26 protein-coding genes and 2 tRNA genes are annotated in these 26,627 nt (G+C 59.3%); 20 read left to right on the top strand and 8 right to left on the bottom strand.

Annotation, left to right across the window (positions count from 1 at the left end):
- Positions 1 to 99 precede the first annotated feature (99 nt).
- The 10 genes from hemA to KUV46_13180 all read left to right on the top strand — a co-directional run bounded on the left by hemA (position 100) and on the right by KUV46_13180 (position 9,899).
- Complete coding sequence (gene hemA, locus KUV46_13225) at positions 100 to 1,317, top strand: 5-aminolevulinate synthase (GenBank protein ID QYJ00287.1); 1,218 nt, start codon at positions 100 to 102, stop codon at positions 1,315 to 1,317.
- Positions 1,318 to 1,475: 158 nt separating this feature from the next.
- Positions 1,476 to 2,780 (top strand): serine hydroxymethyltransferase, encoded by a 1,305-nt coding sequence (locus KUV46_13220; protein ID QYJ00286.1) that lies wholly within the window; start codon positions 1,476 to 1,478, stop codon positions 2,778 to 2,780.
- 7 nt (positions 2,781 to 2,787) lie between these two features.
- Positions 2,788 to 3,258 carry a transcriptional regulator NrdR gene (gene nrdR, locus KUV46_13215; GenBank protein QYJ00285.1) on the top strand — a complete coding sequence of 157 codons (471 nt, stop codon included), beginning with the start codon at positions 2,788 to 2,790 and terminating at the stop codon, positions 3,256 to 3,258.
- Positions 3,255 to 3,914, top strand: coding sequence for a RibD family protein (locus KUV46_13210; GenBank protein QYJ00284.1), 660 nt, complete (start codon positions 3,255 to 3,257; stop codon positions 3,912 to 3,914). The genes nrdR and KUV46_13210 overlap by 4 nt, the downstream gene beginning before the upstream one ends.
- Before the next feature lie 91 nt (positions 3,915 to 4,005).
- On the top strand, positions 4,006 to 4,635 hold the full coding sequence (locus KUV46_13205) for a riboflavin synthase (GenBank protein ID QYJ00283.1): 630 nt from the start codon (positions 4,006 to 4,008) through the stop codon (positions 4,633 to 4,635).
- Positions 4,632 to 5,759, top strand: coding sequence for a 3,4-dihydroxy-2-butanone-4-phosphate synthase (ribB, locus tag KUV46_13200; GenBank protein QYJ00282.1), 1,128 nt, complete (start codon positions 4,632 to 4,634; stop codon positions 5,757 to 5,759). The genes KUV46_13205 and ribB overlap by 4 nt, the downstream gene beginning before the upstream one ends.
- Positions 5,759 to 6,187, top strand: coding sequence for a 6,7-dimethyl-8-ribityllumazine synthase (gene ribH / locus KUV46_13195; protein ID QYJ00281.1), 429 nt, complete (start codon positions 5,759 to 5,761; stop codon positions 6,185 to 6,187). The genes ribB and ribH overlap by 1 nt, the downstream gene beginning before the upstream one ends.
- A complete protein-coding gene (nusB, locus tag KUV46_13190; GenBank protein QYJ00280.1) occupies positions 6,184 to 6,660 on the top strand; it encodes a transcription antitermination factor NusB in 477 nt (158 codons plus the stop codon). Before ribH ends, nusB begins: the two co-directional genes overlap by 4 nt.
- A gap of 6 nt (positions 6,661 to 6,666) precedes the next feature.
- Complete coding sequence (gene thiL / locus KUV46_13185) at positions 6,667 to 7,596, top strand: thiamine-phosphate kinase (GenBank protein QYJ00279.1); 930 nt, start codon at positions 6,667 to 6,669, stop codon at positions 7,594 to 7,596.
- Positions 7,597 to 7,733: 137 nt separating this feature from the next.
- Positions 7,734 to 9,899: a sodium-translocating pyrophosphatase gene (locus tag KUV46_13180; protein ID QYJ00278.1), complete on the top strand. Its 2,166-nt coding sequence runs from the start codon at positions 7,734 to 7,736 to the stop codon at positions 9,897 to 9,899.
- 114 nt (positions 9,900 to 10,013) lie between these two features.
- Here the strand turns inward: KUV46_13180 and bamE are convergent, their stop codons facing one another.
- Positions 10,014 to 10,493, bottom strand: coding sequence for an outer membrane protein assembly factor BamE (gene bamE, locus KUV46_13175; protein ID QYJ00277.1), 480 nt, complete (start codon positions 10,491 to 10,493; stop codon positions 10,014 to 10,016).
- Positions 10,494 to 10,563: 70 nt separating this feature from the next.
- On the opposite strand from bamE, the gene KUV46_13170 reads away from it, so the two are divergent.
- From KUV46_13170 to KUV46_13145, 6 genes are all read left to right on the top strand, one after another.
- Positions 10,564 to 11,097 carry a hypothetical protein gene (locus tag KUV46_13170; protein QYJ00276.1) on the top strand — a complete coding sequence of 178 codons (534 nt, stop codon included), beginning with the start codon at positions 10,564 to 10,566 and terminating at the stop codon, positions 11,095 to 11,097.
- Positions 11,098 to 11,188: 91 nt separating this feature from the next.
- Positions 11,189 to 12,229, top strand: a complete 1,041-nt coding sequence (plsX, locus tag KUV46_13165; GenBank protein ID QYJ00275.1) for a phosphate acyltransferase PlsX — start codon at positions 11,189 to 11,191, stop codon at positions 12,227 to 12,229.
- 2 nt (positions 12,230 to 12,231) lie between these two features.
- A complete protein-coding gene (locus tag KUV46_13160) occupies positions 12,232 to 13,194 on the top strand; it encodes a ketoacyl-ACP synthase III (GenBank protein QYJ02410.1) in 963 nt (320 codons plus the stop codon).
- 50 nt (positions 13,195 to 13,244) lie between these two features.
- On the top strand, positions 13,245 to 13,544 hold the full coding sequence (locus KUV46_13155; GenBank protein ID QYJ00274.1) for an integration host factor subunit alpha: 300 nt from the start codon (positions 13,245 to 13,247) through the stop codon (positions 13,542 to 13,544).
- Positions 13,545 to 13,556: 12 nt separating this feature from the next.
- Entirely contained in the window at positions 13,557 to 14,066 is a 510-nt protein-coding gene (locus KUV46_13150) for a MerR family transcriptional regulator (GenBank protein ID QYJ00273.1), read from the top strand.
- 59 nt (positions 14,067 to 14,125) lie between these two features.
- A tRNA-Pro gene (locus KUV46_13145) sits at positions 14,126 to 14,202 on the top strand.
- 2 nt (positions 14,203 to 14,204) lie between these two features.
- Here KUV46_13145 and glpK read toward each other — a convergent pair.
- Complete coding sequence (glpK, locus tag KUV46_13140) at positions 14,205 to 15,713, bottom strand: glycerol kinase GlpK (protein ID QYJ00272.1); 1,509 nt, start codon at positions 15,711 to 15,713, stop codon at positions 14,205 to 14,207.
- Between the two features lie 125 nt (positions 15,714 to 15,838).
- Here glpK and KUV46_13135 point away from each other — a divergent pair, with 125 nt between their 5' ends.
- Both KUV46_13135 and KUV46_13130 read left to right on the top strand, forming a co-directional pair.
- Positions 15,839 to 18,277, top strand: a complete 2,439-nt coding sequence (locus KUV46_13135; protein ID QYJ00271.1) for an EAL domain-containing protein — start codon at positions 15,839 to 15,841, stop codon at positions 18,275 to 18,277.
- A 138-nt stretch (positions 18,278 to 18,415) separates the two neighbouring features.
- A tRNA-Asp gene (locus tag KUV46_13130) sits at positions 18,416 to 18,492 on the top strand.
- Between the two features lie 85 nt (positions 18,493 to 18,577).
- On the opposite strand, the gene KUV46_13125 is transcribed toward KUV46_13130, so the two are convergent.
- The 6 genes from KUV46_13125 to KUV46_13100 form a co-directional block, all read right to left on the bottom strand.
- On the bottom strand, positions 18,578 to 19,393 hold the full coding sequence (locus tag KUV46_13125) for a crotonase/enoyl-CoA hydratase family protein (GenBank protein QYJ00270.1): 816 nt from the start codon (positions 19,391 to 19,393) through the stop codon (positions 18,578 to 18,580).
- Positions 19,394 to 19,496: 103 nt separating this feature from the next.
- Positions 19,497 to 20,528: a deoxyhypusine synthase gene (locus tag KUV46_13120; protein QYJ00269.1), complete on the bottom strand. Its 1,032-nt coding sequence runs from the start codon at positions 20,526 to 20,528 to the stop codon at positions 19,497 to 19,499.
- Between the two features lie 116 nt (positions 20,529 to 20,644).
- A complete protein-coding gene (locus tag KUV46_13115; protein ID QYJ00268.1) occupies positions 20,645 to 21,832 on the bottom strand; it encodes a type III PLP-dependent enzyme in 1,188 nt (395 codons plus the stop codon).
- 378 nt (positions 21,833 to 22,210) lie between these two features.
- Positions 22,211 to 23,371: a cystathionine beta-lyase gene (gene metC, locus KUV46_13110; GenBank protein QYJ00267.1), complete on the bottom strand. Its 1,161-nt coding sequence runs from the start codon at positions 23,369 to 23,371 to the stop codon at positions 22,211 to 22,213.
- Positions 23,368 to 24,219, bottom strand: coding sequence for a sulfurtransferase (locus KUV46_13105; GenBank protein QYJ00266.1), 852 nt, complete (start codon positions 24,217 to 24,219; stop codon positions 23,368 to 23,370). The genes metC and KUV46_13105 overlap by 4 nt, the downstream gene beginning before the upstream one ends.
- A complete protein-coding gene (locus tag KUV46_13100; GenBank protein QYJ00265.1) occupies positions 24,219 to 25,223 on the bottom strand; it encodes a cysteine synthase A in 1,005 nt (334 codons plus the stop codon). Before KUV46_13100 ends, KUV46_13105 begins: the two co-directional genes overlap by 1 nt.
- 127 nt (positions 25,224 to 25,350) lie before the next feature.
- Between KUV46_13100 and KUV46_13095 the strand changes: the two genes are divergently transcribed.
- Complete coding sequence (locus KUV46_13095) at positions 25,351 to 25,875, top strand: cupin domain-containing protein (GenBank protein ID QYJ00264.1); 525 nt, start codon at positions 25,351 to 25,353, stop codon at positions 25,873 to 25,875.
- Entirely contained in the window at positions 25,872 to 26,579 is a 708-nt protein-coding gene (locus KUV46_13090) for a hypothetical protein (GenBank protein QYJ00263.1), read from the top strand. Before KUV46_13095 ends, KUV46_13090 begins: the two co-directional genes overlap by 4 nt.
- Positions 26,580 to 26,627: the final 48 nt, after the last annotated feature.

The raw sequence follows: 26,627 nt of genomic DNA, 5'->3' as shown, positions 1-26,627 counted from the left end.
GCGGTATAGCGGAAAACACCTATGGATACCGGCTTGTGGCTTTGCCATATAGCCGGGAACCCATTCACGAGCCCTAAATACGGGAAAGGTGAAAAGCCGATGAAACATCTCAAGGCGTTCGAAGATGCGCTGACTGATATTCGCGATGAGGGCCGCTACCGCGTCTTCGTCGACCTTCAGCGTCATCGCGGCAATTTCCCGAAAGCGACCGCCAAATTTGAAGATGGCGAGCGCGAGATCACCGTCTGGTGCTCGAACGATTATCTCGGCATGGGTCAGGACGATGACGTCCTGAACTCCATGCATGAGGCAATCGACAGCTTTGGCGCTGGTTCCGGTGGCACCCGCAACATTTCGGGCACGACGCGCTACCACGTCGAGCTAGAGCGTGAGCTCGCGGACCTTCACGGCAAGACCGGCGCGCTCCTGTTCACGTCTGGCTACGTCGCCAATGACGCAACCCTGTCGACGCTCGGCAAGATCCTGCCAGGCCTCATTATCTATTCCGACGCGCTGAACCACGCGTCGATGATTGAAGGCATTCGTCGCTCAGGCGCTGACCGCCGCATCTTCCGTCACAATGACGTCGAGCACCTGCGCGCCCTGATGGAAAATGATGATCCATCGCGCCCAAAGCTTATCGCTTTTGAGAGCGTCTACTCGATGGACGGCGATGTTGGACCGCTGAAAGAACTCTGCGATCTCGCAGATGAATTCGATGCACTGACCTATCTCGATGAAGTCCATGCTGTTGGCATGTACGGCGAGGAAGGCGCAGGCGTTGCCCAGCGCGAGCAGCTGATGGACCGGATCGACATTATCGAAGGCACGCTCGGCAAGGCTTACGGCGTCATGGGTGGCTATATCGCCGCGCACGACACCATCATCGACGCGATCCGCTCGATGGCTTCGGGCTTTATCTTCACCACCTCGACCTGTCCGGTTATGGCAGCTGGCGCACTGGCAAGTGTCCGCAAGCTTCGCACCGAGGACGGCCGCACGCTTCGTGCCGACCACCAGGCCAAGGCCGCGCTCCTGAAAGCGAAGTTCCGCAATGCGGGTCTGCCGGTCATGGACAGCGTAACCCACATCGTCCCGCTGCTCGTTGGCGACCCGGAAAAATGCAAGGCGCTTTCCGACACGCTGCTCTTCGACTTCGGCATCTATGTCCAGCCCATCAACTATCCGACAGTACCGCGCGGCACGGAGCGTCTTCGCTTCACGCCCGGCCCTGTGCACGATGAAGTGATGATGGATGAACTGGTTGCTGCCATCCTCGCTGTCTGGAAACAGCTTGGACTTGAGGAAGCCGCCTGATCCACAGCCTTTATTGAAGGCATGACGAACGAGACAAATGCCCGCCAGCCTCCGCCGGGAAGCTTGCGGGCATTGTTGCATTCGTCGCACACGCTCGCGTCTTGCTCCCGGACGCGAGCGCTCTTAGAGAGATCAAAACGCAGAATGAGGATCTGACCATGCCCGATACGTCTTCTTCGGCAAGCTTTGACCGTACGCGCTTCTTCTCCGCCGGTGTGAATGACACCGACAAGGAGCTTGCAGATGCGATCGCGAAGGAGCTTGACCGTCAGCAGCACGAGATCGAGCTGATCGCCTCTGAAAACATTGTCTCAAAGGCGGTTCTGGACGCGCAGGGTTCGGTCCTCACGAACAAGTATGCAGAGGGCTATCCGGGCAAGCGCTACTATGGCGGCTGCCAGTTTGTGGACCTTGCTGAAAACCTCGCCATTGAGCGGGCAACAAAGCTCTTCAACTGCGAATATGCCAACGTCCAGCCTAATTCCGGTAGCCAGGCAAACCAGGCCGTCTTCCAGGCGCTGATCAAGCCGGGCGACACCATTCTGGGCATGAGCCTCGATGCAGGCGGCCACCTCACCCATGGCGCAAAACCGAACCAATCGGGCAAATGGTTCAACGCGGTCCAGTATGGCGTTCGCGAAGATACCCACCTCATCGACTTTGATGAGGTCCGCGCACTTGCGAAAGAGCACCAGCCAAAGCTTATCATCGCAGGTGGTTCCGCCTATCCGCGCCAGATCGACTTTGCGAAGTTCCGTGAGATCGCTGACGAGGTCGGCGCCTGGTTCATGGTGGACATGGCGCACTTCGCAGGCCTCGTCGCGGGCGGCGCGCACCCGAACCCACTCGATCATTGTCACGTCGCTACGACGACGACCCACAAGACGCTTCGCGGCCCTCGCGGCGGCATGGTGGTTACCAATGACGAGACCATCGCCAAGAAAGTAAACTCGGCAGTCTTCCCGGGCATCCAGGGCGGCCCACTCATGCACGTGATCGCTGCAAAAGCGGTTGCTTTCGGAGAGGCGCTCACCGACGACTTCCGCGCCTATGCCGCGCAGGTCGTGAAGAATGCGCGCGCCATGTCCGAGGCAGCAAAGGCTTCCGGTCTCGATCTCGTTTCCGGCGGCACCGACACGCATGTCGCCCTGATCGATCTTCGCCCGAAGAAAGTCACCGGCAAGGATGCGGAGGCCGCTCTTGGCCGCGCCTACATCACCTGTAACAAGAACGGCGTGCCATTTGATCCTGAGAAGCCAGCGATCACCAGCGGTATCCGCGTCGGGTCACCTGCGGGTACGACGCGCGGGTTCGGCGAGGCAGAATTCCGACAGATCGGCGAATGGATCGGTGAAATCGTCGATGCCGTCGCAAGCGGCGATCCATCCTCAACCGAGGCGCGCATCGCCGAAGATGTGAAAGCGCTGACTGCCCGTTTCCCCATATACGAAACGCTGGGATAGGCCTGAGGTGAAGTGCCCGTTCTGCACCGCTGAAAACACGGCCGTGAAGGATTCGCGCCCGGCTGAGGACAATACGGCTGTTCGGCGCCGACGTGCATGCGAAGTCTGCGGCGGCCGGTTCACGACCTTTGAACGGGTGCAGCTGCGCGAGATCATCGTCGTCAAACGCGATGGCAAACGCGCCTTGTTCGACCGTGAGAAAGTCGCAAAATCGGTGACGATCGCGCTCAGAAAGCGCGCCGTCGGCGATGAAGGTGTCGAACAGCTCGTTTCTGGCATCGTTCGCAAGCTCGAAAGCAGCGGCGAAACCGAAGTCACCTCTGAAGACATCGGCGAACTTGTCATGGACGCACTGAAGACCGTCGATCCTGTCGGCTATGTGCGGTATGCGAGCGTCTACAAGGACTTTCGTGATCCGACAGACTTCGCGAAGTTCATCGACTCTTCCGCGCTGGACGAACCCGGTTCAGACGAGTGAGCGGTAAAGTCTCTGTCACGCTGAAACTCGCAACCTCGCTAGATGGCCGGATTGCGTTGTCTAACGGTGTCAGCCAGTGGATCACCAACAGCAAGTCTCGCGCCCGCGTCCACGAGATGAGGGCGCGTCATGACGCTGTGCTGGTCGGCGTCGGCACGGTGCTGGCCGATGATCCACTTCTGACGGCGCGGACAGTTCCTGCGCCAGCCACTCAGCCGGTTCGCATCGTCGCCGACAGCCGTCTGCGCACACCGCCTCATTCCCGGCTCGTGGAATCCATCGGCCTCGGCCGCGTCATCCTCGCCCATGATGATCACGCAGACGGAAACGCCTTTGCGAAGACGGGCGCCGAAACCTGGCCCGTAGGCTCCTCGGACGGAAGGCTAGACCTCAATCAGCTGCTGCGACGCTGCGAAGCCGAAGGGCTACAGCGCATCTTCCTCGAAGGAGGCGGCACACTCGCGGCGAGTTTCCTGGCCGCGGGCCTCGTCGACGTGCTTGCCTGGTTCCGCGCACCCATCCTCATTGGCGGCGATGGTATCCCGGCAGTCGGCGCGCTGGGGCATGAACAGATGGACCAGACCACGCGGTGGGAGCTGCAATCGCGCGAGTCGTTCGATGCAGACTGCCTCGAAATCTGGACCCCCGCATCCTAGCACTGCAACGCGCGGGTCAAATTGACCCGAGGAAAGTGATTGGTACGCCTCAATCACATGCCTATATGCCGGGTGAGGAAGAGGAATTACCATGTTTACTGGGCTCGTAACCGATATCGGCCGCGTCGACAGCGTTGAGGACACTAATGGTCTGCGGCGGATGCGTGTCGTGTCGCATTACCCCGTCGACAGCATCACAATGGGGGCTTCCATCATGCATGAAGGCGTCTGCCTGACCGTCGTCGATTTCGGCGAGGAAGACGAGGGGAGCTGGTTCGAAGTCGAAGCAGTCCCAGAGACCCTGTCGCTGACGACGCTCGGTGCGCTCACCTCCGGCTCCGGCGTTAATCTGGAGCTATCTCTCAAGCTCGGTGAAGAACTCGGCGGTCACCTCGTCTACGGCCATGTCGATGGTCTCGGCGAAATCGTGTCCGTAAAGCCCGAGGGCGACAGCTTCCGCGTCACGATACGCCCGCCCTCGGAAATCGCGCGCTATTTTGCGACGAAGGGCTCCGTCACAGTCAGCGGCGTGTCACTGACCGTCGCGAAGGCGCACGACAATGGCGACTTTGATGTCGCCATCATTCCTCACACCTGGGAAGTGACAACGCTCAGCGCATTACAGCCGGGCAGCAAAGTAAATCTTGAGGTCGACATGCTCGCGCGGTACGTCGCCCGGATGATCGGTGCCGACGCACCAGAGACCAAGGGCACAGCATGAGCGGCGATCTCCACCACGCTATTTCCTCCATCGATGAGATTATTGAGGACGCGCGCAATGGGCGCATGTTCATTCTCGTCGACGCTGAAGACCGCGAGAATGAAGGCGACCTCGTCATCCCGGCAAGCTTTGCAACGCCGGAAGCAGTTAACTTCATGGCGAAGTATGGCCGCGGCCTGATCTGCCTCTCCATGACGAAGGAACGCGCCCGCACGCTCAACCTCGACATGATGGCGCGCGACAACCGCGAAAGCATGCAGACGGCCTTCACCGTTTCCATCGAAGCCAAGGATGGCGTGACCACCGGCATTTCTGCTGCAGACCGCGCCAAGACGGTTGCGGTCGCCATCGACCCGACCAAGGACCATCACGACATCGTATCACCGGGTCACGTCTTCCCGTTGATCGCGCGCGATGGCGGCACGCTTGTTCGCGCAGGCCATACCGAAGCGGCCGTTGATATTTCTCGCATGGCTGGCCTCTATCCGGCGGGTGTGATCTGCGAAATCATGAATGATGACGGGACGATGGCCCGTCTTCCTGAGCTCGTTTCCTTTGCGCAGCTTCATGGTCTGAAGATCGGCACGATTGCCGACCTCATCGCCTGGCGCCGCAAGAATGACCGCTATCTGGAGCGTCGCGTCGAAGCCCCTCTCGACAGCGAGTATGGCGACGGCTTCAAGACGGTCGTCTTCCGCAACACGCTCGACAATTGCGAACACATCGCCGTCGTTCACGGCAAGATCACCCCTGAAGAGACTGTCCTGGTTCGCGTTCACCGCACGGACGTCCTCTCCGACATTCTCGGTCAGAAAGGTCCGCGTGCGAATCTCGTCGAGCGCGCGATGAAGATCATCGCGAATGCCGAAGAGCCGGGCGTCGTCATTTTCGTGAACACGATGCGGCCGAACTCCATTGCATCGCGCCTTGGTCTCAAGACCTCCGAAGGCGATGACGGACATATGCCACTGCGCGAATACGGCGTCGGCGCGCAGATCCTGCGTGAGCTTGGCGTGCGCAAGATGATCTTCCTTTCAGACACCAAGCCGACACGCGTGGCGGGCCTTGAGGGCTATGGCATGCAGATCGAAGGCTGGCGAACCCTCAACGACGGAAACAGCTGATGGCCCACCGCATCCTGATCGCGACCTCGCGCTACTACGAACACATCTCCCTCGAGCTTGAAGCAGGCGTTGCCGAAGCGCTGGCTGACGAGGACGTGACGCTCGAAACCATTGAAGTGCCGGGCGCTTTCGAAGTGCCGGGCATAATTGCCATGGCAGCAGACAGCGGGCGCTATGACGGCTTTATCGCGCTTGGCTGCGTCATTCGCGGTGAGACGAGCCATTATGATTATGTCTGCGGCGAGAGCGCACGCGGGCTGATGACCCTTGCCGTCGAGCGCCGTCTCGCCATCGGCTATGGCATTCTGACCGTCGAGAACGAAGAGCAGGCCCTCGCGCGCGCTGACCGCAAGCGCAAGAACAAAGGCCGCGACGCTGCCGTAGCTTGTCTCGAAATGCTGAAACTCCGCAAGAAGTTCGTCGGATGAGCAACACCCAGAAGCTCCCATTTGAAGTAATCCGTGCCCGCCGGGCAGGGGCGCGCCTTGCTGCCGTGCAGGCCCTCTATCAGATGGAGCAGACGGGCCGCGGTGCCCGCGCCGTTATCCGTGAATTCATGGAAGACCGTCTTGGCTTTGGCCCGGACGAGGAACCGGTTGAAGAGGCCGACCCGGACCTCTTCAAGGCGGTTCTTCGCGCAACCGTGGAGCACCAGGCAGAGATCGACAAGGCGATCCTCAAGCGCCTGAACAAGGGCTGGAAGCTTTCGCGCCTCGATTCCACGACCCGCGCGATCCTTCGCGCAGCGACAGCCGAATTCATCGCGCATCCTGAGCTGTCTAGGCCCGTCATCATCGACGAATATGTCTCGCTCGCGCATGACTTCTTTGAGAAGACAGAGGCGAATTTCGTGAATGCCGTACTCGACAATATCGGCAAGGATATCCGCCCAGGAGAATAAGGCCGCATGAGCGAGTTCGACTGGATTGCCCGTTACCTGCGCCCGCTCGCGAAATCTCCGGGCGCTGACGGGCTCAGAAACGATGTCGGGGTCCTTCGGCCAGCCGGTTCACCGCTTATCGCAACGCTCGATACAATGGTTGAAGGCGTCCATTTCCTGAGCGGCGACCCGCTCGACACCGTCGGACAGAAGCTCCTCCGCGTGAACATTTCCGACATTCTCTGCAAGGGCGCCGTGCCGAGGGACGCCTTGCTTTCTATCGCAATGCCGGAAGCTTTCAGCGAAGACCAATTCGCTGCCCTCTGCGAGGGGCTCCGCAGAGACCTCGACGCCTGGAATATCGCCTTGATCGGCGGCGACACAGTGCGCACGACAGGCCCGCTTTCACTTAGCCTGACGCTCACTGGCACATGCCTGACCGAAAGCGTTATCCAGCGAAGCGGCGCGCGTAAAGGCGACACGGTCTATGTGACCGGCAAGATTGGCCGTGGGGGCCTAGGCCTCCGCGATGCGCAGAGCGACATCGATAGCGAGCATGCCGCTCATTACCGCGTTCCAGACATCCCTCCCCTGAACATCGCAGATCTCATCGCCGCGTTTGCGACTGCGTCCATCGACGTTTCCGATGGATTGATCTCCGATGCCGGACACCTGGCGCAAGAGAGCAAGGCCTCCATCAAGATCGACCTTGGGCAGGTCCCCTTTGCCGAGACCGTTCGTGATGCTGAACACGCCCTTGAAATGGCGACATCCGGCGACGACTACCAGACCCTGTTCACGGCGCCTGACACCGACAAACACCGCCTGCTTGGAACCGCAGAATCTCTCGGTCTTCACGTCTCACCGGTCGGCGTCGTGCGCGCTGGCGAGGGCATTATGCTGAGCTTGAATGGCTCTGATGTGCCATCGCCTGTCCGGACAGGATACCGCCACTAGGCCACTTTCGTCCCCAAACCCTTCATTCGAAGTTTCTTGCTAATCGCCGCTTGGTTTGGCAGTCCTGAATCCACACAAGGGCAGGGCTGATTCAACGCGAATACAGCCTCATAATAAATAAGGGAGGAAGGGCACTAATGACCCTATGGTACTGGATCGCACTGGCGGCGGGCTTCGCCGCGGTGCTGTATGGCTGGCTGCAGTCGCGCTCGATTATGAGCGCCGATGCCGGCACAGAGAGAATGAAGGAAATTGCGGGCGCAATTCAGGAAGGGGCAAACGCCTATCTGAAACGCCAGTATACCACCATCGGCATGGTGGGCGTTGGCGTAGTCATCGTCCTGTTTATCGCGTTCAGAAACTGGGAAGTTCCTGTCGGTTTCATTATCGGTGCAGTGCTTTCAGGCGCGGCGGGCTTTATCGGTATGAAAGTGTCCGTGCAGGCAAACGTGCGCACCACCCAGGCGGCTAGCAAAAGCCTGCAAGGCGGTCTGAACATCGCGTTCAAGTCGGGCGCCGTTACCGGCATGCTGGTCGTAGGTCTCGCCCTGCTGGGTGTGGTTGCGTATTACGGCCTTCTGACCGGTGTCGTCGGCTATGGTGAAAGCGACCGCGCTGTCGTCGATGGTCTCGTCGCACTCGGCTTTGGTGCTTCGCTGATCTCGATCTTTGCCCGTCTTGGCGGTGGTATCTTCACCAAGGGCGCGGACGTTGGCGGCGACATGGTCGGCAAGGTCGAGGCTGGCATCCCGGAGGATGACCCTCGCAATGCCGCAACCATCGCAGACAATGTCGGCGACAATGTCGGCGACTGTGCTGGCATGGCAGCTGACCTCTTCGAAACATTTGCCGTGACAATCGTCGCGACCATGGTTCTCGGCGCAATATACTTCAGCGGCCTTGGCTACCTGAACTCCATCATGCTTCTGCCGCTCGCAATCTGTGCTGTCTGTATTGTGGCGTCCATTGCAGGCACCTGGTTCGTGAAGCTTGGTAAGGGTTCGACCAATATTATGGGCGCGCTCTATAAGGGCCTCATCGCAACGGGTGTGTTCTCGCTTGCTGGCCTTGCCGTTGCCGTCAATTACGGTCTTCCAAACGGCTTCGGTGAACTCGAAGGCGCTGGCGCAGCTCTGCGTCTTCTCACCAATGAAGGCGGCGAAGCGGCAACTGTCACAGGCCTCGATCTCTTCTTCTGCGGTGTCGCAGGTCTGGTTGTGACCGCGCTCATCGTCGTCATCACGGAATACTATACTGGCACGGCTTACCGTCCGGTGCGTTCCGTGGCGAAGTCGTCTGAGTCCGGCCACGGCACGAACGTGATCCAGGGTCTCGCTGTCTCGCTCGAGTCGACAGCGCTTCCAGCGATCGTGATCATTGCCGGTATCATCCTGACCTTCAATCTTGCGGGCCTTTATGGCATCGCGATCGCTACGACGACGATGCTGGCTCTGGCAGGCATGATCGTGGCGCTCGATGCGTTCGGACCTGTGACGGATAATGCCGGCGGCATCGCCGAAATGTCCGACCTTCCAAGCGAAGTGCGTGACACGACCGATGCGCTCGACGCCGTGGGCAACACGACCAAGGCTGTGACCAAGGGCTATGCTATCGGTTCTGCCGGTCTCGGCGCACTCGTGCTGTTCGCGGCGTACTCAGAGGACCTCAGTTACTTTGCGACAAATGCCGCAGAGGGCAGCGTTCTGCTTGGGGCGACCGTCAACTTCTCTATTGCCAACCCATACGTCGTGGTCGGCCTTCTGTTCGGCGGTCTCCTGCCATTCCTCTTCGGGGGTATGTCGATGATGGCCGTTGGGCGCGCCGCTCAGTCCGTTGTGGTAGAAGTTCGCCGTCAATTCCGCGAAATGCCGGGCATCATGAAAGGTGAAGTCAAGCCGGACTATAGCCGCGCTGTCGACATCCTTACACGGGCCGCGATCAAGGAGATGATTGTGCCATCTCTGCTGCCGGTCCTGTCTCCCATCGTGCTACTGCTGGTCATCTGGCCGATTGGCGGTATCTCGGCGGCGCTTGCTGCTGTGGGCGCAATGCTCCTGGGCGTGATCGTCACGGGGCTCTTCGTGGCAATCTCAATGACGTCCGGTGGCGGTGCATGGGATAATGCCAAGAAGTATATCGAAGACGGCAATCATGGCGGCAAGGGCTCTGAGGCTCACAAGGCTGCAGTGACCGGTGACACTGTTGGTGACCCGTACAAGGATACCGCTGGCCCAGCCGTGAACCCGATGATCAAGATCACGAACATCGTGGCGCTGCTCATGCTGGCCGTTCTCGCCCATTAAGGCAGGAACTTAAAACAAAAAAAGAAACCCCCGACCTTCGAACGGTCGGGGGTTTTTCTTGTCTAGTTCCGAAGAGCTGGCAGGGATTTGAGGCCCGCGCTCTCTTTCCAAATTCTAGTTGCGACGGCCCGTCGGATTGCCTGGTGTGGCCTCGTTCGACGGCGGGAGAACTGTACGGCCCACATTGCCGAAGATCTGTTCCCAGAGGCCAAGCTCACGTCCGCGGGTTGGCGTCTCGCGAGACGCATAGTTCAGGACGCGGCCATCGTTCTGGTCGTATTCGAGCACTTCCTCAACCACGTCTTCGTCGCTGAAACGGATCGCGGTCACGGTCCGCGTGGAGATGTCAGGGCGATAGAACGCAAAGCGCTCCTGGATTGTCGTGATGTACATCCAGGTATTGTCGTCAAAGATGCTGCTGGTCGACGGCGAACCGAGCTGGGCCAGCACACTCGAACGCGTGTCGATACCTGGTGTGATCTGGCTCGGCGCGACCTCGTCGGGCGCGTAACCATGATATTCCTGCATAGGCGAGATACAGCCAGCAGTCAGGCAGGCCAGTGCAAGGCTAGCGAGAATGGTCCGATGTGCCATGAACAATTCCTTTCACTCTGAAATCGCTTACATGGCGGCAGAGGCGATTGGCAAGTTATAGAGCGCAGATATGGATTGGCTCCGCAGATTTCTCCCAGGCAGTTCACCCCGTAAGGACAAGGCGGCTGTTTCAAGCTTGTATGCTGCGATTCTGGGCCGTGCTCGCAATCCAGACGTCTTCGGCAGCCGCGGCTTCGCCGATACTATGGAAGGGCGTGCTGGAGCGCTCGCTATCTATTCCGGCCTCGTGACCACGCGCCTGTCGGCAATTTCCCCGCAAGGTCGAGCGCTCTCGTCGCGTCTGACTGACCGGATATTTGACGACATTGATGCTGGCCTCAGGGAGACAGGGGTCGGAGATGCCTCCATCGCACGCAAGGTCCGGACAATCGGCGAACGATTCGTCGGGTTGGGGATCGCAGTGAACGAAGCCTTTCTGTCACCCGAGCCTAAAACGAGCATTATGGAAATCCTCGAGCGAAACGAGCTGACAGACGGTACCGGCACGACGAACGCAGCCGACGACATCATCAATGCGAGGCGCATTCTGGATACCCAGTCTGCCGAGACTCTGCTGTCAGGCGAACTTGACTGGCAGCCCTGATGATTTCATCGCCAGTTGCGTTCAGTGAGTTGCACTGATCTGGCCGCGTGCGTACTGTCCCGCCAATTCAAGATTGGACCTGTTTTCTCCAATGAGTGACCTCACCCTCTCAATCGACGCCATGGGCGGCGATGCGGCACCGGAAGTCGTGCTGGACGGACTGAAGCTCTTCAGCACCAGGTCGAAAGATATCCGCTTCCTTCTTCATGGGCGCCAGAGTGAGCTTGAAACCAGTGTTGCTTCGCGTGGCCTGACCAGCATCTGCGAGATTTGCGACCAGCCTGAGGTCGTCAGCATGAACGCCAAGCCGTCCTCGGCCCTCCGCAAGGCAAAGGGGACGAGCATGTGGAGCACAGTTGAGGCCGTAAAAGACGGGCGGGCGGCAGCGGGCGTGTCGGCAGGCAATACTGGCGCGCTCATGGCGATGTCCATGTTGGCTCTCCGCAAGATGGAGGGCGTCCACAGACCCGCAATGACGGCCATATGGCCAACGCTCAAAGGCCGGACGGTCGTGCTTGATGTAGGTGCCAATCTGGACGCTGATGCAGAGCAACTCGTCGAGTTCGCCGTGATGGGCGAGTCCTACGCACGAGCCGTTTTCGGCATTCAAAAGCCGGCGGTCGGCTTGCTCAATATCGGTTCTGAGGAAGAAAAGGGCAGCGACGCGATCAAGCTCGCCAGCGAAATCCTGCGGACCCGTGATCTTGGAATTGAATTCAAAGGCTTCGTTGAGGGCAACGACATTTCCATGGGTGTGGTCGATGTCGTCGTTACCGATGGTTTCACCGGTAATGTCGCCTTGAAGACAGCAGAAGGTACCGCGCGTCTCGTGTCGACATATGTGCGTCAGGCACTCACCTCCAGCCCGCTTTCAAAAGCCGGCGCGCTACTTGCGCGCCGCGGCCTGATGGAGCTGCGCACAAAAATGAACCCGTCGAGCGTAAATGGCGGCGTGCTTCTCGGTCTGAACGGTGTCGTGGTCAAAAGTCATGGCGGCACTGATGCGGAGGGCTTCGCGACAGCTGTCGGGCTGGCGGCAAATCTCGCGCGTAGCAATTACATGCAGGAAGTCGCCACGGGGCTGACCCGTGTCGGTCGTCAGGACATTGCAGCAGAATCGGTCAGTAAATGAGCATGCAGCGTAGCTTTATTCGCGGGTCAGGCGCCTATCTGCCTGAGCGCATCCTTACCAATACCGACCTCTCGAAGATGGTGGATACGTCCGACGAATGGATTCGCGAGCGCACCGGTATCGAAGAACGCCACATCGCAGCCGACGGTGAGCTCACTTCGGATCTGGCGACAGGTGCGGCAAAGGAAGCGCTGGCCAATGCAGGCATAGACGCAGGCCAGATCGACCTGATCGTGCTTGCGACAACCACTCCCGACCAGACTTTTCCGGCCACGGCGACGACCGTTCAGGACAAGCTCGGCATCAAGCAGGGCGCAGCGTTCGACGTGCAGGCCGTCTGTTCTGGCTTCCTCTTCGCGCTTGCGACGGCAGACTCCATGCTTCGTCAGAACCTGTTCTCGACGGCACTTGTCATCGGCGCAGAGACGTTCACGCGCATTCTGGACTGGTCGGACCGGTCAACCTGCGTCCTCTTTGGCGATGGGGCAGGGGCTGTTGTGCTGCAGACCGGCACCGGCGCTGAGGATGAAGGTGTGATCGCCCACCATGTGCGTACGGACGGCTCTAAAAAGGAGCTTCTCTACGTTGATGGGGGCGTCTCTTCGACCGGGACCATCGGCCATGTCCGCATGCAGGGAAACCAGGTTTTCCGGCATGCCATTGCGAACATTTCCAGCGCCGTTGAGTCGGTCCTCAGCGACACCGGCTACTCGATCGACGACATTGACTGGTTCGTGCCTCACCAGGCTAATCAGCGTATTCTCAACGGCGTTGCCAAGAAACTTGGCCTCGACGAGGAAAAGGTCATATCTACTGTAGCAAAGCACGGAAACACGTCCGCCGCTTCCATCCCGCTCGCTCTTCATACGGCGGTCTCGGATGGTCGCATCAAAAAGGGCGATCTTGTGCTAAGTGAAGCTATGGGCGGCGGCTTTTCCTGGGGCGCTTCCCTCTTTAGGCTGTAATCTTTTCGTTAAGAAATCAGCCATATCTGTTAACCAGAGGAGCTGAGTTCGTGAGCAACAAAACCGTTACCCGCGTAGAAATTTCCGACGCCATTGTGCGTGAGGTGGGTCTCACCCGTCAGGAATCAGGCGACATTCTCGATCGAGTGCTCGATCTTATCGGCAAGAGCCTCGAGCATGAGAATGAAGTGAAGCTTTCGCGGTTCGGTAACTTCGTGGTTCGCAAGAAAGCAGCGCGCGCGGGACGTAATCCGAAGACGGGTGTTGAAGCCAAGATTTCAGCGCGTCGCGTCGTGACTTTCAAACCTTCTCCGCTCCTCAAGACTGCCGTGGAAACAGACGACGACTAAGAGGGGAAATTCATGGGAAATGCCGCTAAGCGGGTAAGGAAATCCGCAGCCGCCTATCGTTCAATTGGTGAAGCTGCTGAAGAGCTTGATCTTCAGCCTCACGTGCTTCGCTATTGGGAAGGCAAGTTTACGCGGTATCTGAAACCCATGAAGCGGCCCGACGGTCGCCGGATGTACCGGCCCGAGGACCTTCGCGCGCTTCACGCGATCAAGCTGCTTGTTCACGAGAAGGGGTTCACCCTCAAGGGCGCAGGACAGCTCCTCAATGAACAGGGCTTGGACGCCGTTCTCGATGGCGCGGCCATTCTCGGTTCAAAAGCTAACGCGCAGCAGCCCGCTCAGCCTTCAACCAGGGAAGGCCCAGCGCGAAAGCTACAGGATTCGGTCCGTGCGGCTTTCTCGTATGAAGATGCACCACAGGAGACCGGCCTGAAGGGCAGCGAACGCCTCGAAACCATGTTGAGTGACCTTGAAGATATCAAGGCGCGTCTTGATGCAGCCCGGTTGCGAAAAGCGGCTTGAGGGACCTGCAGCAACAGTGATTGCAATCAGTGGGCGCCGCGATTAAGCAGGCGCCTAGTCGGAGCGTAGCGCAGCCCGGTAGCGCACTTGTCTGGGGGACAAGGGGTCGTGGGTTCGAATCCCGCCGCTCCGACCATCCTAATCGCGGTCGAGCTGAGCCCTGTAGAGCGTTGTCTTTACAGCCTTCTCCCAGCCTGTGATGAGCACTTTTCGTTCCGCATCATTCATTGTCGGCTTGAAGACGGTTTCGCTCTGCCAGAGCTTCTCAAGCGCGTCGACGCTGTCAAACACGCCGGACTGAAGCCCGGACAGGAAGGCCGCGCCGCGGGCGGTGCTCTCGATCATATCCGGACGGTCGATCGTCGTTGCCGTAACATCTGCGAGGAATTGCAGGAACCAGCTATTGGCGACCATACCGCCATCGACGCGGATACGGCCTGTATCGAACCCATCGGCATTCAGAGCCGTCAGCAGGTCGAGCGTCTGATAAGCGACCGATTCCAGCGCCGCGCGCGCTATGTCAGCCTTGTCGGTGCCCCGCGTGAGGCCAAACATCGCCCCGCGCGCATCGGCGTCCCAGTGCGGCGCCCCAAGCCCGGTAAATGCCGGCACAAAATAGACGCCTTCGTTTCCGCCGGCCTGCTGGGCCAAAAGCTCGGTCTCGCTCGCGCTCTTGATGATCTGCAGGCTATCGCGAAGCCATTGAGACACAGCCCCCGCAATGAAAATAGACCCCTCGACCGCGAATTGCGGCGCGGCGCCAGTGCGACACGCCACCGTGGACAGGAGGCGGTTCGTCGAGGTGAGGCACTCTTCTCCGCTATTGGCGAGCAGGAAACAGCCTGTGCCATAGGTGCTCTTCACCATGCCTGGATGAAAGCAGGCCTGCCCGAAGGCGGCGGCCTGCTGGTCGCCCGCGACGCCAGTGACGGGCAAGGCACGCCCAAACCATTCCGGCGCCGCTTCGCAAAAGGATGCAGCGCTGGTCTTCACCTCCGGGAGCACAGACCGTGGCACCTTCAGGAGCTTGAGCAGCTCATCATCCCAGCCCCCTTCGCGAATATTGTAGAGCAGGGTCCGACTCGCATTTGTCTCATCGGTGACGTGCGCCTTGCCGCCACTCAGCCGGAACATTAGGAAGCTGTCGACCGTACCGAAGGCAAGCTTTCCAGCCTCTGCCAGACTTGCCGCCTCGGGAACGTTTTCGAGGATCCAGCGCAGCTTGGTGCCAGAGAAATAGGGGTCGATGGTCAGGCCGCTGCGCGAATTGACCATGTCTTCGTGGCCGCCTGCCTTGAGAGCCTCGCACATCGAAGCCGTACGCCTGTCCTGCCAGACTATGGCGCGGCTCACGGCCTTTCCTGTCTCACGGTTCCAGACGATGACGGTTTCTCTCTGGTTCGCGATTCCGATAGACACGACCTTGCCGCCCGTCTCGGCTTCGCCTGCCTTCATCGCACGGCGCGCAGTGTCGAGCGTCGTTGCCCAGATGTCTTCAGGTTCATGCTCGACCCAACCCGGCTTTGGGAAATGCTGGGTAAACTCCTCTTGGGCGACCGCCACCACGGTGCCCTTCGAATCGAAGACCATTGCGCGGCTTGAAGTCGTTCCCTGGTCCAAGGTGAGGATAAGCGCCTCTGACGGCATCGCGATTACTCCTGTTTTGCCGACACACTCTCACCTGATCGGTCAAATTTCAAAGACCTGTCTTGAGAGGATGTTCACCTCTTTTCTCTAAGAGACGCCTTGTAATTGCGCAAAGAGGAATGGTGATGGGCGATGCATCGCACCCGGCGGAGCCACCAAAACTGAAGTCAGCCAGCATCCTTGGCTCGATCGAAATTCCCGACGAACAGCTCGGCGCGATCCGTGAAAAGCAGGTCGACGCCGTCGGTTCGCTATTGCCCGTTATCGGCCTCGCCAACCTCATCAATGCCGCTGTGGTGATGATCTCTTTCGCCAACACGCCGGCGAACCGACTACTTGGTGTCTGGTCGATGACGATGGTTATTGCCACATCAATCATGTTGATCGGCTATTTCATTATGCGTCGTCGGTCGAAAGACGCGCAGACAATTCCATCGGCCGAAGCGGGCAAGAACAGCATTGATCGTTTCGCTCGTTTCGCGTCGGTGCTCGGCATCCTCTGGGGCATTCTCCCACTTCTCATCCTCCCGCTAACCGATCATACGAACCAACTCGCCGTCAGCTCTATTGTGGCAGGCGTGATGTTCGCCGGCGTCCTGCTCATAGGACGTATTCCAGAAGCCGCCATGGGCTTCCTGATCCCCACCGTCATTGGCTACGTCGTCGGGCTTCAGCTCGGCCAGGATCCGCGCAACGACTTCCTGTCCGTCCTGGCATTTGTGTATGCGGTAGTTCTGTGGACATCGTCCAAATGGTCGTTCAACCAGTTCGTCGAACAACACCTCAACGGGTCGGCGGTGAAACAGCAGGCTCAGTTGATCGGTCTTCTGCTGCGTGACTTTGAAGAGAGCACGTCAGACTGGCTCTGGCAGACCGATCAGGGCAATTTTCTCATCGACATTCCGCTGCCTACCGTCTCCGAGCAGAACAATTTTGAGCTGATGGCCGTCGGTGTCGGCCTGACGACGCTCTTCAAGGAGAGCGACGCATCCCGAACTCTGTCGCGTTGCCTGGAGCGTCAGCAGAGCTTTCGTGATCTGAACCTCGAGGTCGAAGGCGAGTCACAGACCTGGTGGTCCCTGACGGGTAAGCCGATCTTTGACAGCGCCGGCAAATTTCAGGGGTTCCGGGGTGTTGCGTCCGATATCACCCAGTCCAAGGCGATCGAAGATCGTATCGCATTCATGGCCCACTTTGATCCGCTGACGTCGCTGCCCAACAGGGCCAATCTTCACGAGTGTCTGGAAAAGGCCGCCGCCCGTCCCATTCCGGATGGCCGTTGCCGCGCCTTGCTGTGGCTGGATCTCGATAACTTCAAATGGGTCAACGATACGCTTGGCCACCCGGCAGGTGACGAACTCCTGTGCCAGGTTGCCAATCGCCTTAAGGATGCAGCGCCAGACGCCCATGTTATCGCCCGGCTTGGCGGTGACGAGTTCGCGATGCTACTCGAATGCGACTCTCAGGACGAGCTGATCGAGACCGTGAAATCGATGAGCGAGCGCCTGAACCGGCCATACGACATCTGGAGCTCAATCGTTCATTGCGGCGCGAGTATCGGTGTGCGCATCATCGAACAATATAATATGGAAATTCAGACGCTTCTGAAGCACGCCGACCTCGCCCTCTATCAGGCCAAGGAAGCAGGTAAGCGCACATGGTGCGTCTTCAGCCAGAACCTCGAGGACCGGGCCAAGGCGCGCCAGACAATCGAGCTGGACCTCAACAAGGCGCTTGAGAACAACGAACTTCGCCTGTTCTTCCAGCCGCAGCTGGACGCAAAGACCAATAAGATCATCGGTGCTGAGACGCTCATTCGCTGGCAGCATCCGACGCGGGGCCTGATCGGGCCAGACCACTTCATTCAACACGCCGAAGATAGCGGAATCATTACCCGTCTGGGCGACTGGGCGCTGCGCGAAGCGCTGAGGGCTGCGCGCCGCATGCCGGATAATATGCGCGTCGCGGTGAATATTTCGCCGCTACAGATCCACAGTTCCAGCCTTGTGACGACGATCATCAACGCGATCGCCGTCAATCAGATCGACCCGGCGCGACTTGAGCTTGAGATTACCGAATCGGTCCTCATGACGGATACCGAATTCACGTTGCAGCGTCTCAACCAGTTGAAAGAGATTGGCTTGCGAATCTCGCTCGACGATTTCGGTACCGGCTTCTCATCGTTGAGCTATCTGCGCCGTTTCCCGTTCGACAAGCTCAAGATCGACAAGAGCTTCGTTGAAGACATCGACCACAATCATGAGAGCCGTGCCATCACAAAGGCAACGCTTCAGATTGCCAAGGCGCTCAATATGAGCTGCACGGCCGAAGGCGTCGAAACCGAAACCCAGAAGCAGTATCTCACCGAGATTGGCTGCGACGAATTGCAGGGCTTCCTTATCAGCCGCCCGCAGCCGCTTGAGAAACTCGGCCACCTTTTCCCAGTGCGTTCAGAGGAAGAAGCAGACCAGTTGCTGTCGCAATCTCCGGCAGACATTTCGATGTCGGGCGACGTCATCCGTCTCGAAGGTCAGCCGCGCAACCGGCAGAAAGCGACGGGCTAGCGCGGTACCTATTGGCGTTTTCAGCTGCCCGCTGCAGCCAGCTGCAAGTCGTCTGCATACGAGCGCGTTTCATGCTTGACCGGTGCGCGTGGCTTGTCTAATCAGGCGCCTCACCGCCAAATGCGGTGGACGATCTGCGCGGGTGTAGCTCAGTTGGTTAGAGTGCCGGCCTGTCACGCCGGAGGTCGCGGGTTCGAGCCCCGTCACTCGCGCCATTTCGTTCGAAATGGCAAAACAGATCAAGAAAAAGGCGACCGCCTCAAACGGTCGCCTTTCTTTTTGGCCGCAATGCGCGTGCCCTCAGCTATCGGCAAAGGCGGCCGGGCGTTTCTGCAGCTCTGCCATCACCGCCTCGATCTGGTTCTTGCTACCGATCAGCTTGTCCTGCAGCACTGATTCCTGAAGCAGGGCCTCTGCAGCGGTCATGTCTGGCAAATTGTTGAAGATCTCCTTGTTCGCGCGGATGGCGTCCGGGTTCTTGCCTGCGATCTGCGTCGCAAGCTCCATGGCGCGCTCATACGGTGTCTCGCTGACCTCTGTCGCAAAGCCGTACTCAGCCGCGTCAGCGCCCGAGAAGATGCGTCCGGTGTAGGTGAGCTCGCGCAGGCGGTCATCGCGGCAGAGCGAGCCCATAATCGCCGTGCCCGCCATGTCCGGTACGAGGCCCCATTTGATCTCCATGATAGAGAGTTTCGTCTCCGGGTGGATGATCCTCATATCTGCGCCCAGCATCACCTGAAAGCCGCCACCGAAGGCGACGCCATGCACAGCGGCGATGACAGGGACGGGCAGGGCGCGCCAGCCCCACACGGCCTGCTGCGCCCGGTTGGTGATGCCATGCGTGCGCGGGGTGAGCCCCTGGCGGCCACCCGGCGACCCGCCGCCACTATTACCTTCAGCCATCTTGCCAAAATTACCCATATCGAGACCTGCACAGAACGCGCGGCCATCGCCAGAGAGCACGACACAGCGCACTGACTTGTCCTTGGACAGTTCCTCGGTCGTCGAGAGCAGCGCTTCGAACATCGCATCGTCCAGCGCATTCATCTTGTCTGTGCGAACGAGTTTGACGTCAGCGACGCCGTCTTTCTTCGTGACCTGAATCCGGTCGGACATGTGCGGTCTCCTCATGCTTGGAAATCTCGCTTCAATCTGCCCAACGAAAAACGCCGGGACAAGTAATGTCCCGGCGTCATGGTCTTTCGTGTCGCGCTGCGCCCTAAAGGAAGAGCTTGGCGAACTCACGCTTGCGGCGGTTCTTCCAGGCACCCTTGTGCCAGGCCGCAGACGCCAGAAGCGGAACCACGGAACCTGCCTCGGCAAACACCATCTGCTCATGGACGGTCTGCACCTTGCCCCAGCTCGCAGCTTCTTTCAGCGTCGAGGACGAGCAGGCGCCGTCACGCGTGTCGGCAACAGTGATCTGCACGGCATATTTGTGCATCTCGCATTCCTTGCCGAGGATTTCAGCGCAAACCACTGTATCCTGGACGAAATTCTTCGGCACACCGCCGCCCACCATGAGGAGACCCGTCGTACCGGCAGCGATCTTGACGTCCGTGAGCTCGCGGAAGTCGGCGACGCTGTCGATCGACATGTAGTTGCCCGGATTTTCGACCTGGTGCTTCACGAGGCCAAAACCTGCCGAGCAGTCAGAGAAGGCCGGCACGAAAATCGGCACATTGTGATCGTAGCAGGTCTCGATCAGCGAGCCTTTCTTGACCGCATTCTCCTTCAGCCACTTGCCCATCTCCCAGATGAACTCACGCGAGGAATAGGGGCGCGGCTCAAGCTTGTTGGCGATATCATAGATGACGTGGTCGCAGGCCTGCAGCTCTTCTTCATCGATGAACGTGTCATAGATACGGTCGATGTAGAGGTCGCGCAGGACGTTGTCGTCGACCGACTCCGGCGCCTGATAGTGCTTGTAGCCAAGCGCCTCGAAGAAATCCATGTCGATGATCGACGCGCCAGTTGCGACGATACAGTCGATCAGGCCGTCCTTCACGAGGTCGCGGTAGACGTGCATACAGCCGCCCGCCGAGGTGGAGCCTGCGAGCGTCAGGATGGTCGAGCAGTCCTCGTCCTCAAGCGCCATGTTGAAGATATCTGTCGCCCGCGCGAGGTCGCGCGAGGTGAAGGACATCTTGCCCATCGATTCGACGATAGGACGCGCGTCGAACTTGGTGATGTCGATATGCTCTACCGGCTTGCTCAGCAGTTCGGCCTTACGATTGGAATTGTCAGACATGAGGGTCTCCGATGACTTGGGAGGCGTTGTAACGGTGTGGGGTGATTGGGTCCAGAAGGCAGGCGGCCCTCACCCTTTCAGGCGAAGGCCGCTCTCAGACTAGATTGAAGGGATGACTACGCCATGACGGCGACGGTCGTCTCGCTGTAGAAGCCATTGAAGCGCGAGGAGAGGGCCTGGCCATAGGCACCGAGATGGCAAATCTCGACCCAGTCGCCTTCCTGCACATCAGCAGGCAGCTCGAATGGACCATTCATGACATCAAGGCTGTCGCAGGTTGGCCCGAAGAAGCGGAAAGCTTCAGTTTCACCTTGGTCGCGTGGCTCGACGGTGTGGAGCTTCACAGGGAACTTCCAGGCGCACTGGGCCGCGTCGAAGAGCGAGCCATAGCTACCGTCATTGAGGTACAGGTCACCGCCCTTGCGAAGCTCAACACGTGCAAGCGTCGAACCACCTTGCGCACAGAGCGCACGGCCAGGCTCGCCCAGCACCTGAAGGCCTGCGAAACCATGAGCCGCCAGCGACGCACGGATCGCGCTGAAATACTCACCCATCGGGCGCGGCGACATGCCTGGATACGGTACCGGGAAACCACCACCGCAATCGATCGAATCAATCTTAACGCCCGCTGCATCTACGATGGAGCGGACATAGGCCAGCGCCATGTTATAGTCGCTGATCTCAAGGCACTGCGAACCAACATGGAAGGTCACGCCTAGCTTGAAGGCATGGCGGCGTGCTTCGCCGAGCAGTTCGACGGCCTGATCGCGGTCTGCACCAAACTTGCCCGACAGTGGCATGGCTGCGCCGCCCTTCGGCAGCGCCACACGCAGGTGAAGCGTCAGGTCGCTCGCATAGCCCGTGACTTCAAGCATCTTCTGAAGCTCGTCAGCAGAATCGAACGAGAAATCACGCACGCCGCACTCATAGGCGTGACGGATCGCTGCGCGCGACTTCACAGGGTGCATGAAGAAAAGCTTCGCGCCCGGCACAACACTCTGGACGAGGTCGACCTCGCGGGTTGAGGCAACATCAAAGTTGCGCACACCGCTGGTCCACAGCGTCTTCAGGACGGCCGGATGCGGGTTTGCTTTCACGGCATAGAGAACCTTGCCGGGGAAACCGTTCAGAAAGGTACGCGCAGCCGCCGCAATCTTCTTCGGGTAGAGAACGAAGATCGCGTCATCGCCTTCATAGGCGCGCAGGACATCGCCAACACTTGCAAAGGCCGGAAGACCTGAGCGGTTGGAGGTATCGGGAAGAATAGCAGGGCGCGCCAGCGGCGCAGAACCAGATTTAAACATGGCAAAGATTCGGATTTTAGCTGGCACGAAGCCAGTGAACTTATTGACTGCACCAGTACAAACGCCCGATGCGCACGACAGTTCGGCGGGCGAACCCGCTACGGCCTTATAAGTTCAGCGACCGCAGCCGCATAATCTCCGAATTTCTGGTCGTAATAGTTATAGAGCCCGGTGTCCCAGGCTACGTCCAAACGGCTGTAAGCTGCCGCTAAAGCGATCATGTTCGGTGCCATCCAAGTATCCTCGTCCAGCATTACCGGGCTCAGCACCCGATGATGAAAGTGAAGACATCTGGGCTCACCCGTACTGACGCCCTTTCGGGACCGTCGTAGCTCGCTTGCGTGTCGGCGCTCGAAATATTGAATCGCGATTCAAAGATCAAGTATTTTTTACGTGATGTAAGACGGCGAATGCGTGAGCCAGATCAGCGACAAGATCGGCAGGGTCTTCAAGGCCTGCATGGAGCCTCACAAGCCGCCCCTGACGGGCCTGCGTCCAGTCTTCCGGCAGCCGTGTCAGCTGCTCATCGCAAGGGATGATCAGGCTTTCAAAACCGCCCCAGGAGAAGCCCATCTTGAAGAGTTTCAGCGCTGACAGGAAAGCATCTACATGGGCGTCTTCTGGCGCATCCAGAAGAAAGCCAAACAGACCGCAACTTCCTGAAAAGTCCCGCTTCCAGATCTCGTGATCGGGATGGTTGGGCAGGGCAGGGTGGATGACAAGGCTGACATCATCCTGCGTGTCCAGCCAGTTCGCGATCTCGAGCGCACTTGCTTCATGCGCTTTCAACCGAGTGCCCAGCGTGCGTGTGCCCCTCAGCGCCGCATAGGCATCATCCGGCCCGAGCGATATGCCCCAGTCTTCTGTCAGAGCTTCGATTGCCACGGCATGCTTCTTGTCATTCGTCACAACCGCGCCGCCAAAAGCATCCGCATGGCCCACCACATATTTGGTGAGCGCCTGAAGCGAGATATCGACGCCGAGATCGAGCGGGCGATGAAACACGCCAGCGCCCCAGGTATTGTCCATCACCGTCGTAATACTTGTCTTGCGCGCAATCTCGACAATGGCCGGCGTGTCCGAAATCTCGAAGGTGAGAGACCCCGGCGATTCGAGCACGATCAATCTGGTCTCTGGCGTGATGGCCGCCTTCAACGCCTCAGGGTCGCGCGGATTAAAGCGTGCGGCGCTGATACCCATCGTCGGCAGGCGCTTCTCACAGAAGCGCCTCGTGGGCCCATACACAGAATCTGAGAGCAGCACGTGGTCGCCGGCCTTCACGACAGACGCGATCGCCACGGCGCAGGCACTCAGGCCCGAAGGCGTCAGCCGCGCATACTTGCCACCTTCCAGCTCACACAAAGCCGCTTCCAGCTCCCGGTGCACCGACAGACCCATCCGGCCATACCCGGTCCCGCCGCCATAAAGCGATTGCCGGTCCGGCAGGAGCACAGTCGATGCACGCTCGACAGGTGGGTTTACGGTGCGCCGCTCGGGATTGCCCTTGCGGTTATGGATGAGCCGGGTCGGAAGTTTCATGCCGATGCGGTCGCAATCTCGCTCTCTGGGTGGGAGGCCCATTCCGACCAGGAGCCATCGTAGACAGCGACGTCCCAATTGCCGATCTCGGCCAGAGCGAGCGCAATGACTGCGGCTGAAACGCCAGATCCGCAACTTGCAATAGCCGGCCCACCGGCGTGATCGCCCAGCAGCGCCTTGATCTGGTCCTTCGAGACGAGCTTGCCGTCCGCGCCAACCAGCTTGCCGGAAGGGACGTTTCCGCTGCCGGGGATGTGCCCAGAGGGCAGATCCGGGCGTGGCTCTTTCTCAGTCCCGGAAAAGCGGCCCGCAGGGCGGGCATCGAGGATCGGTGTGTCACCAGACGCTGATGCGGCGGCGACCTGCTCGCGCGACTTGATGAGGTCTGAGCGCACGCGCGGCGTAAAGTGCCGCCCGCCAGTGATCACAGGCGGCAGGTCTTCAAGTTCGCCGCCCTCTGCCTCCCAGGCACGCAAACCGCCGTTCAGCACGTACACATCCTTGTGTCCCATGACGCGGAACATCCACCAGACGCGCGCGGACGCAAAGAAGTCATTCGCATCGTAAACGACGACCCGGTTTCCATCACCGATGCCGAGCTTGCGAACACGCGATGAGAACTTCACTGAATCCGGCATCATGTGCGGCAGATTGCTTTCCGTGTCGCTGATCTCGTCAATGTCGAAATAAACCGCGCCCGGAATATGCCCCCGGTCATAAGACTGGCGCCCCGCACCGGCACTTGCCGTCCAGCTTGGGAACCAGCTCGCATCGACGACGCGAAGGTCGGGCGCCTTCAGATTATCTTTCAGCCAAGCCGCTGAAACGAGCGGTGATCCATCAGCCATCAGGCTTCCTCCATCCATGGCGGAACGGGCAGGTCCTTGCTGCGCAGGAATTCAGGATTGTAGAGCTTCGACTGGTAGCGATTGCCGTAGTCGCAGAGGATCGTCACGATCGTGTGGCCCGGGCCAAGGTCCTTTGCGAGGCGGACGGCGCCCGCAATGTTGATACCGGCAGACCCGCCAAGGCAAAGGCCTTCATGCAGGATTAGGTCGTAGAGGATGTTCAGCGCCTCGTCATCCTGACACCGATAGGCATAGTCGACCTTCAGGTCCTCGATATTCTTGGTGATACGGCCCTGACCGATACCTTCGGTAATCGACGTGCCTTCTGATTTCAGCTCGCCATTCTTGAAGTACTCATAGAGCGCCGCGCCGCCGGGATCAGCGATCCCGATCTTTACGTCCTTGCTCTGCTCCTGAAGGTATTTCGCAACGCCAGCGAGCGTGCCGCCTGAGCCGACCGCGCAGATGAACCCGTCGACCTTGCCGTCGGTCTGCTGCCAGATTTCAGGACCCGTCGTCGCATAGTGCGCCTCAAGGTTCGCAGTATTGTCGAACTGGTTTGCCCAGATCGCACCATTCGGCTCTGTCTTGGCGAGTTCTTCGGCGAGCTTTCCGGAATAGCGCGCATAGTGATTGGGGTTGGAGTAGGGGACCGCATCCACCTCGATCAATTCCGCACCAAGCAGCTTCACGGCCAGCTTCTTTTCCTGGCTCTGCGTGCGCGGCATCACGATCACGACGCGGTAGCCAAGTGCACTGCCCACCAGAGCGAGGCCAATGCCGGTATTACCGGCCGTACCTTCGACAATCGTGCCGCCCGGCTTCAGCGCGCCAGAGCGCTCTGCGTCGCGGACAATGCCCAGCGCCGCGCGGTCCTTTACAGACTGGCCCGGATTGAGGAATTCGGCCTTGCCGAGAATGGTGCATCCGGTTTCCTCTGAAACCCGCTGCAGTTTGATGAGTGGTGTATTCCCGATCGCGTCGAGAACCGAGTTGAGGATCATTCAGACTACTCCGTTTACAGTGTCGATGTAGCTATCAGCATTGGCAGTGACAACACCGGTCCGGGCTGATCCAGTCAGGCTTGTCGCGCGTAATAGGTTCGAAGCTAATCTGTTTGAGCGCCCGGAAATGTCCAACGTCGACACATATCACGCCTTCATGCTGGACTATGCGACCGGCAATCTGTCGGCCAGCATGAGCCTCGCGGCGACCCTGCATCGCCTCATGTCAGAGGAGGGCGACGAGATTGCGCGTGTCTGGGAAGCGGTTCGCGCCAATATCAATCCGACCGGTGAAGATCATCAGGAAGCCATCTACCGGATGGAGGACATCGCCACCGAGATCATCAATACTGACTATAACACCGTCATGTGGCGCAAGGGCATATCTGGGGCCCGCTTCTGCAAGCTGCCAGAAAATAGCGGATCGCTGATGCGGCTGGAGCCGGGCGACCGGGTGTTCGCACACGGACACAGCACGCTGGAAGCGATGATCGTTCTGGAGGGCTGCCTCGAAGACGGGCGCGACACGTTCGAGGCTGGAGAACTGGTTCTCGCGACGCCCGGAGAGCGCCACCGCCCCGCCGCATCCGGGAACAAGGCATGTACCTGCTTCGTTGCTCGTGCAGATACGCCATTCTGGAGATTCACGTGAAAACCTCGATCAGCACCCTCGCGCTGGCAGCAGCGCTGACCGCCGCACCAGCCTTTGCCGATAGCGCTGAGACCGACAGCATCAGCGCGCCGGTTTCGGATGAAGCGCCAGCAGCCTGGCAGCCTCAGGACGGAGACCAGATCGTCTTCAACGTCCTGCGTAAAGGCAATGAATTCGGCACGCACACCATCTCCTTCGACGTCGAGTCCGAAGACAGCTTCACGGCGCGCTCTGATGTCGAGCTAAAGGCCGGCCTCGGTCCGATCACGGTGTTTCGCTACGAGCTCGACGCGACCGAAACCTGGAAGAACGGCAAGCTGGTCGGCCTTGAAGGCCAGACAAATGATGACGGCGACGATGAATTCGTCGAGGCAAGCATCAATGGCGACAGCCTGACCGTTGAAGGCTCAGCGTATTCCGGCAATGCGCCGCTCGGTATCATCCCGTCTAGCCACTGGAACATCCAGCAGGCATTCAGCAGCCAGATCCTGTCCACTGAAACGGGCGAGCTGCTCGACACCAAAGTCGACGAAATCGGCCGTGAGACCCTGACGATTGGCGGCGAAGAAGTAGAAACCACCCACTACCGGCTGCAGTCAGATCTGACTGTCGATCTCTGGTATGATGATCAGTCGCGCTGGGTGAAGCTCAGCTTCGAAGCGCGCGGTCAGCAGATCGATTATGTGCTGACTGAACTCTACTAGGCAGTACTCACACCAGAACGACAAAAGGCGGGCCGCAAAGCCCGCCTT

It is taken from the genome of Thalassovita mediterranea (assembly GCA_019448215.1).
Classification (GTDB): domain Bacteria; phylum Pseudomonadota; class Alphaproteobacteria; order Caulobacterales; family Hyphomonadaceae; genus Henriciella.
This window is presented reverse-complemented; position numbering and strand designations above follow the sequence as displayed.

Coding starts and splice junctions, on each gene's coding strand:
- thiL (QYJ00279.1), top strand. CDS start 6,667: ATGAGCGAGTTCGACTGGATTGCCCGTTACCTGCGCCCGCTCGCGAAA.
- KUV46_13180 (QYJ00278.1), top strand. CDS start 7,734: ATGACCCTATGGTACTGGATCGCACTGGCGGCGGGCTTCGCCGCGGTG.
- ribH (QYJ00281.1), top strand. CDS start 5,759: ATGGCCCACCGCATCCTGATCGCGACCTCGCGCTACTACGAACACATC.
- KUV46_13205 (QYJ00283.1), top strand. CDS start 4,006: ATGTTTACTGGGCTCGTAACCGATATCGGCCGCGTCGACAGCGTTGAG.
- KUV46_13120 (QYJ00269.1), bottom strand. CDS start 20,528: ATGTCTGACAATTCCAATCGTAAGGCCGAACTGCTGAGCAAGCCGGTA.
- KUV46_13150 (QYJ00273.1), top strand. CDS start 13,557: ATGGGAAATGCCGCTAAGCGGGTAAGGAAATCCGCAGCCGCCTATCGT.
- KUV46_13160 (QYJ02410.1), top strand. CDS start 12,232: ATGCAGCGTAGCTTTATTCGCGGGTCAGGCGCCTATCTGCCTGAGCGC.
- KUV46_13220 (QYJ00286.1), top strand. CDS start 1,476: ATGCCCGATACGTCTTCTTCGGCAAGCTTTGACCGTACGCGCTTCTTC.
- metC (QYJ00267.1), bottom strand. CDS start 23,371: ATGAAACTTCCGACCCGGCTCATCCATAACCGCAAGGGCAATCCCGAG.
- hemA (QYJ00287.1), top strand. CDS start 100: ATGAAACATCTCAAGGCGTTCGAAGATGCGCTGACTGATATTCGCGAT.
- plsX (QYJ00275.1), top strand. CDS start 11,189: ATGAGTGACCTCACCCTCTCAATCGACGCCATGGGCGGCGATGCGGCA.
- KUV46_13105 (QYJ00266.1), bottom strand. CDS start 24,219: ATGGCTGATGGATCACCGCTCGTTTCAGCGGCTTGGCTGAAAGATAAT.
- nusB (QYJ00280.1), top strand. CDS start 6,184: ATGAGCAACACCCAGAAGCTCCCATTTGAAGTAATCCGTGCCCGCCGG.
- KUV46_13170 (QYJ00276.1), top strand. CDS start 10,564: ATGGATTGGCTCCGCAGATTTCTCCCAGGCAGTTCACCCCGTAAGGAC.
- glpK (QYJ00272.1), bottom strand. CDS start 15,713: ATGCCGTCAGAGGCGCTTATCCTCACCTTGGACCAGGGAACGACTTCA.
- bamE (QYJ00277.1), bottom strand. CDS start 10,493: ATGGCACATCGGACCATTCTCGCTAGCCTTGCACTGGCCTGCCTGACT.
- KUV46_13115 (QYJ00268.1), bottom strand. CDS start 21,832: ATGTTTAAATCTGGTTCTGCGCCGCTGGCGCGCCCTGCTATTCTTCCC.
- KUV46_13100 (QYJ00265.1), bottom strand. CDS start 25,223: ATGATCCTCAACTCGGTTCTCGACGCGATCGGGAATACACCACTCATC.
- KUV46_13135 (QYJ00271.1), top strand. CDS start 15,839: ATGGGCGATGCATCGCACCCGGCGGAGCCACCAAAACTGAAGTCAGCC.
- KUV46_13095 (QYJ00264.1), top strand. CDS start 25,351: ATGTCCAACGTCGACACATATCACGCCTTCATGCTGGACTATGCGACC.
- KUV46_13125 (QYJ00270.1), bottom strand. CDS start 19,393: ATGTCCGACCGGATTCAGGTCACGAAGAAAGACGGCGTCGCTGACGTC.
- ribB (QYJ00282.1), top strand. CDS start 4,632: ATGAGCGGCGATCTCCACCACGCTATTTCCTCCATCGATGAGATTATT.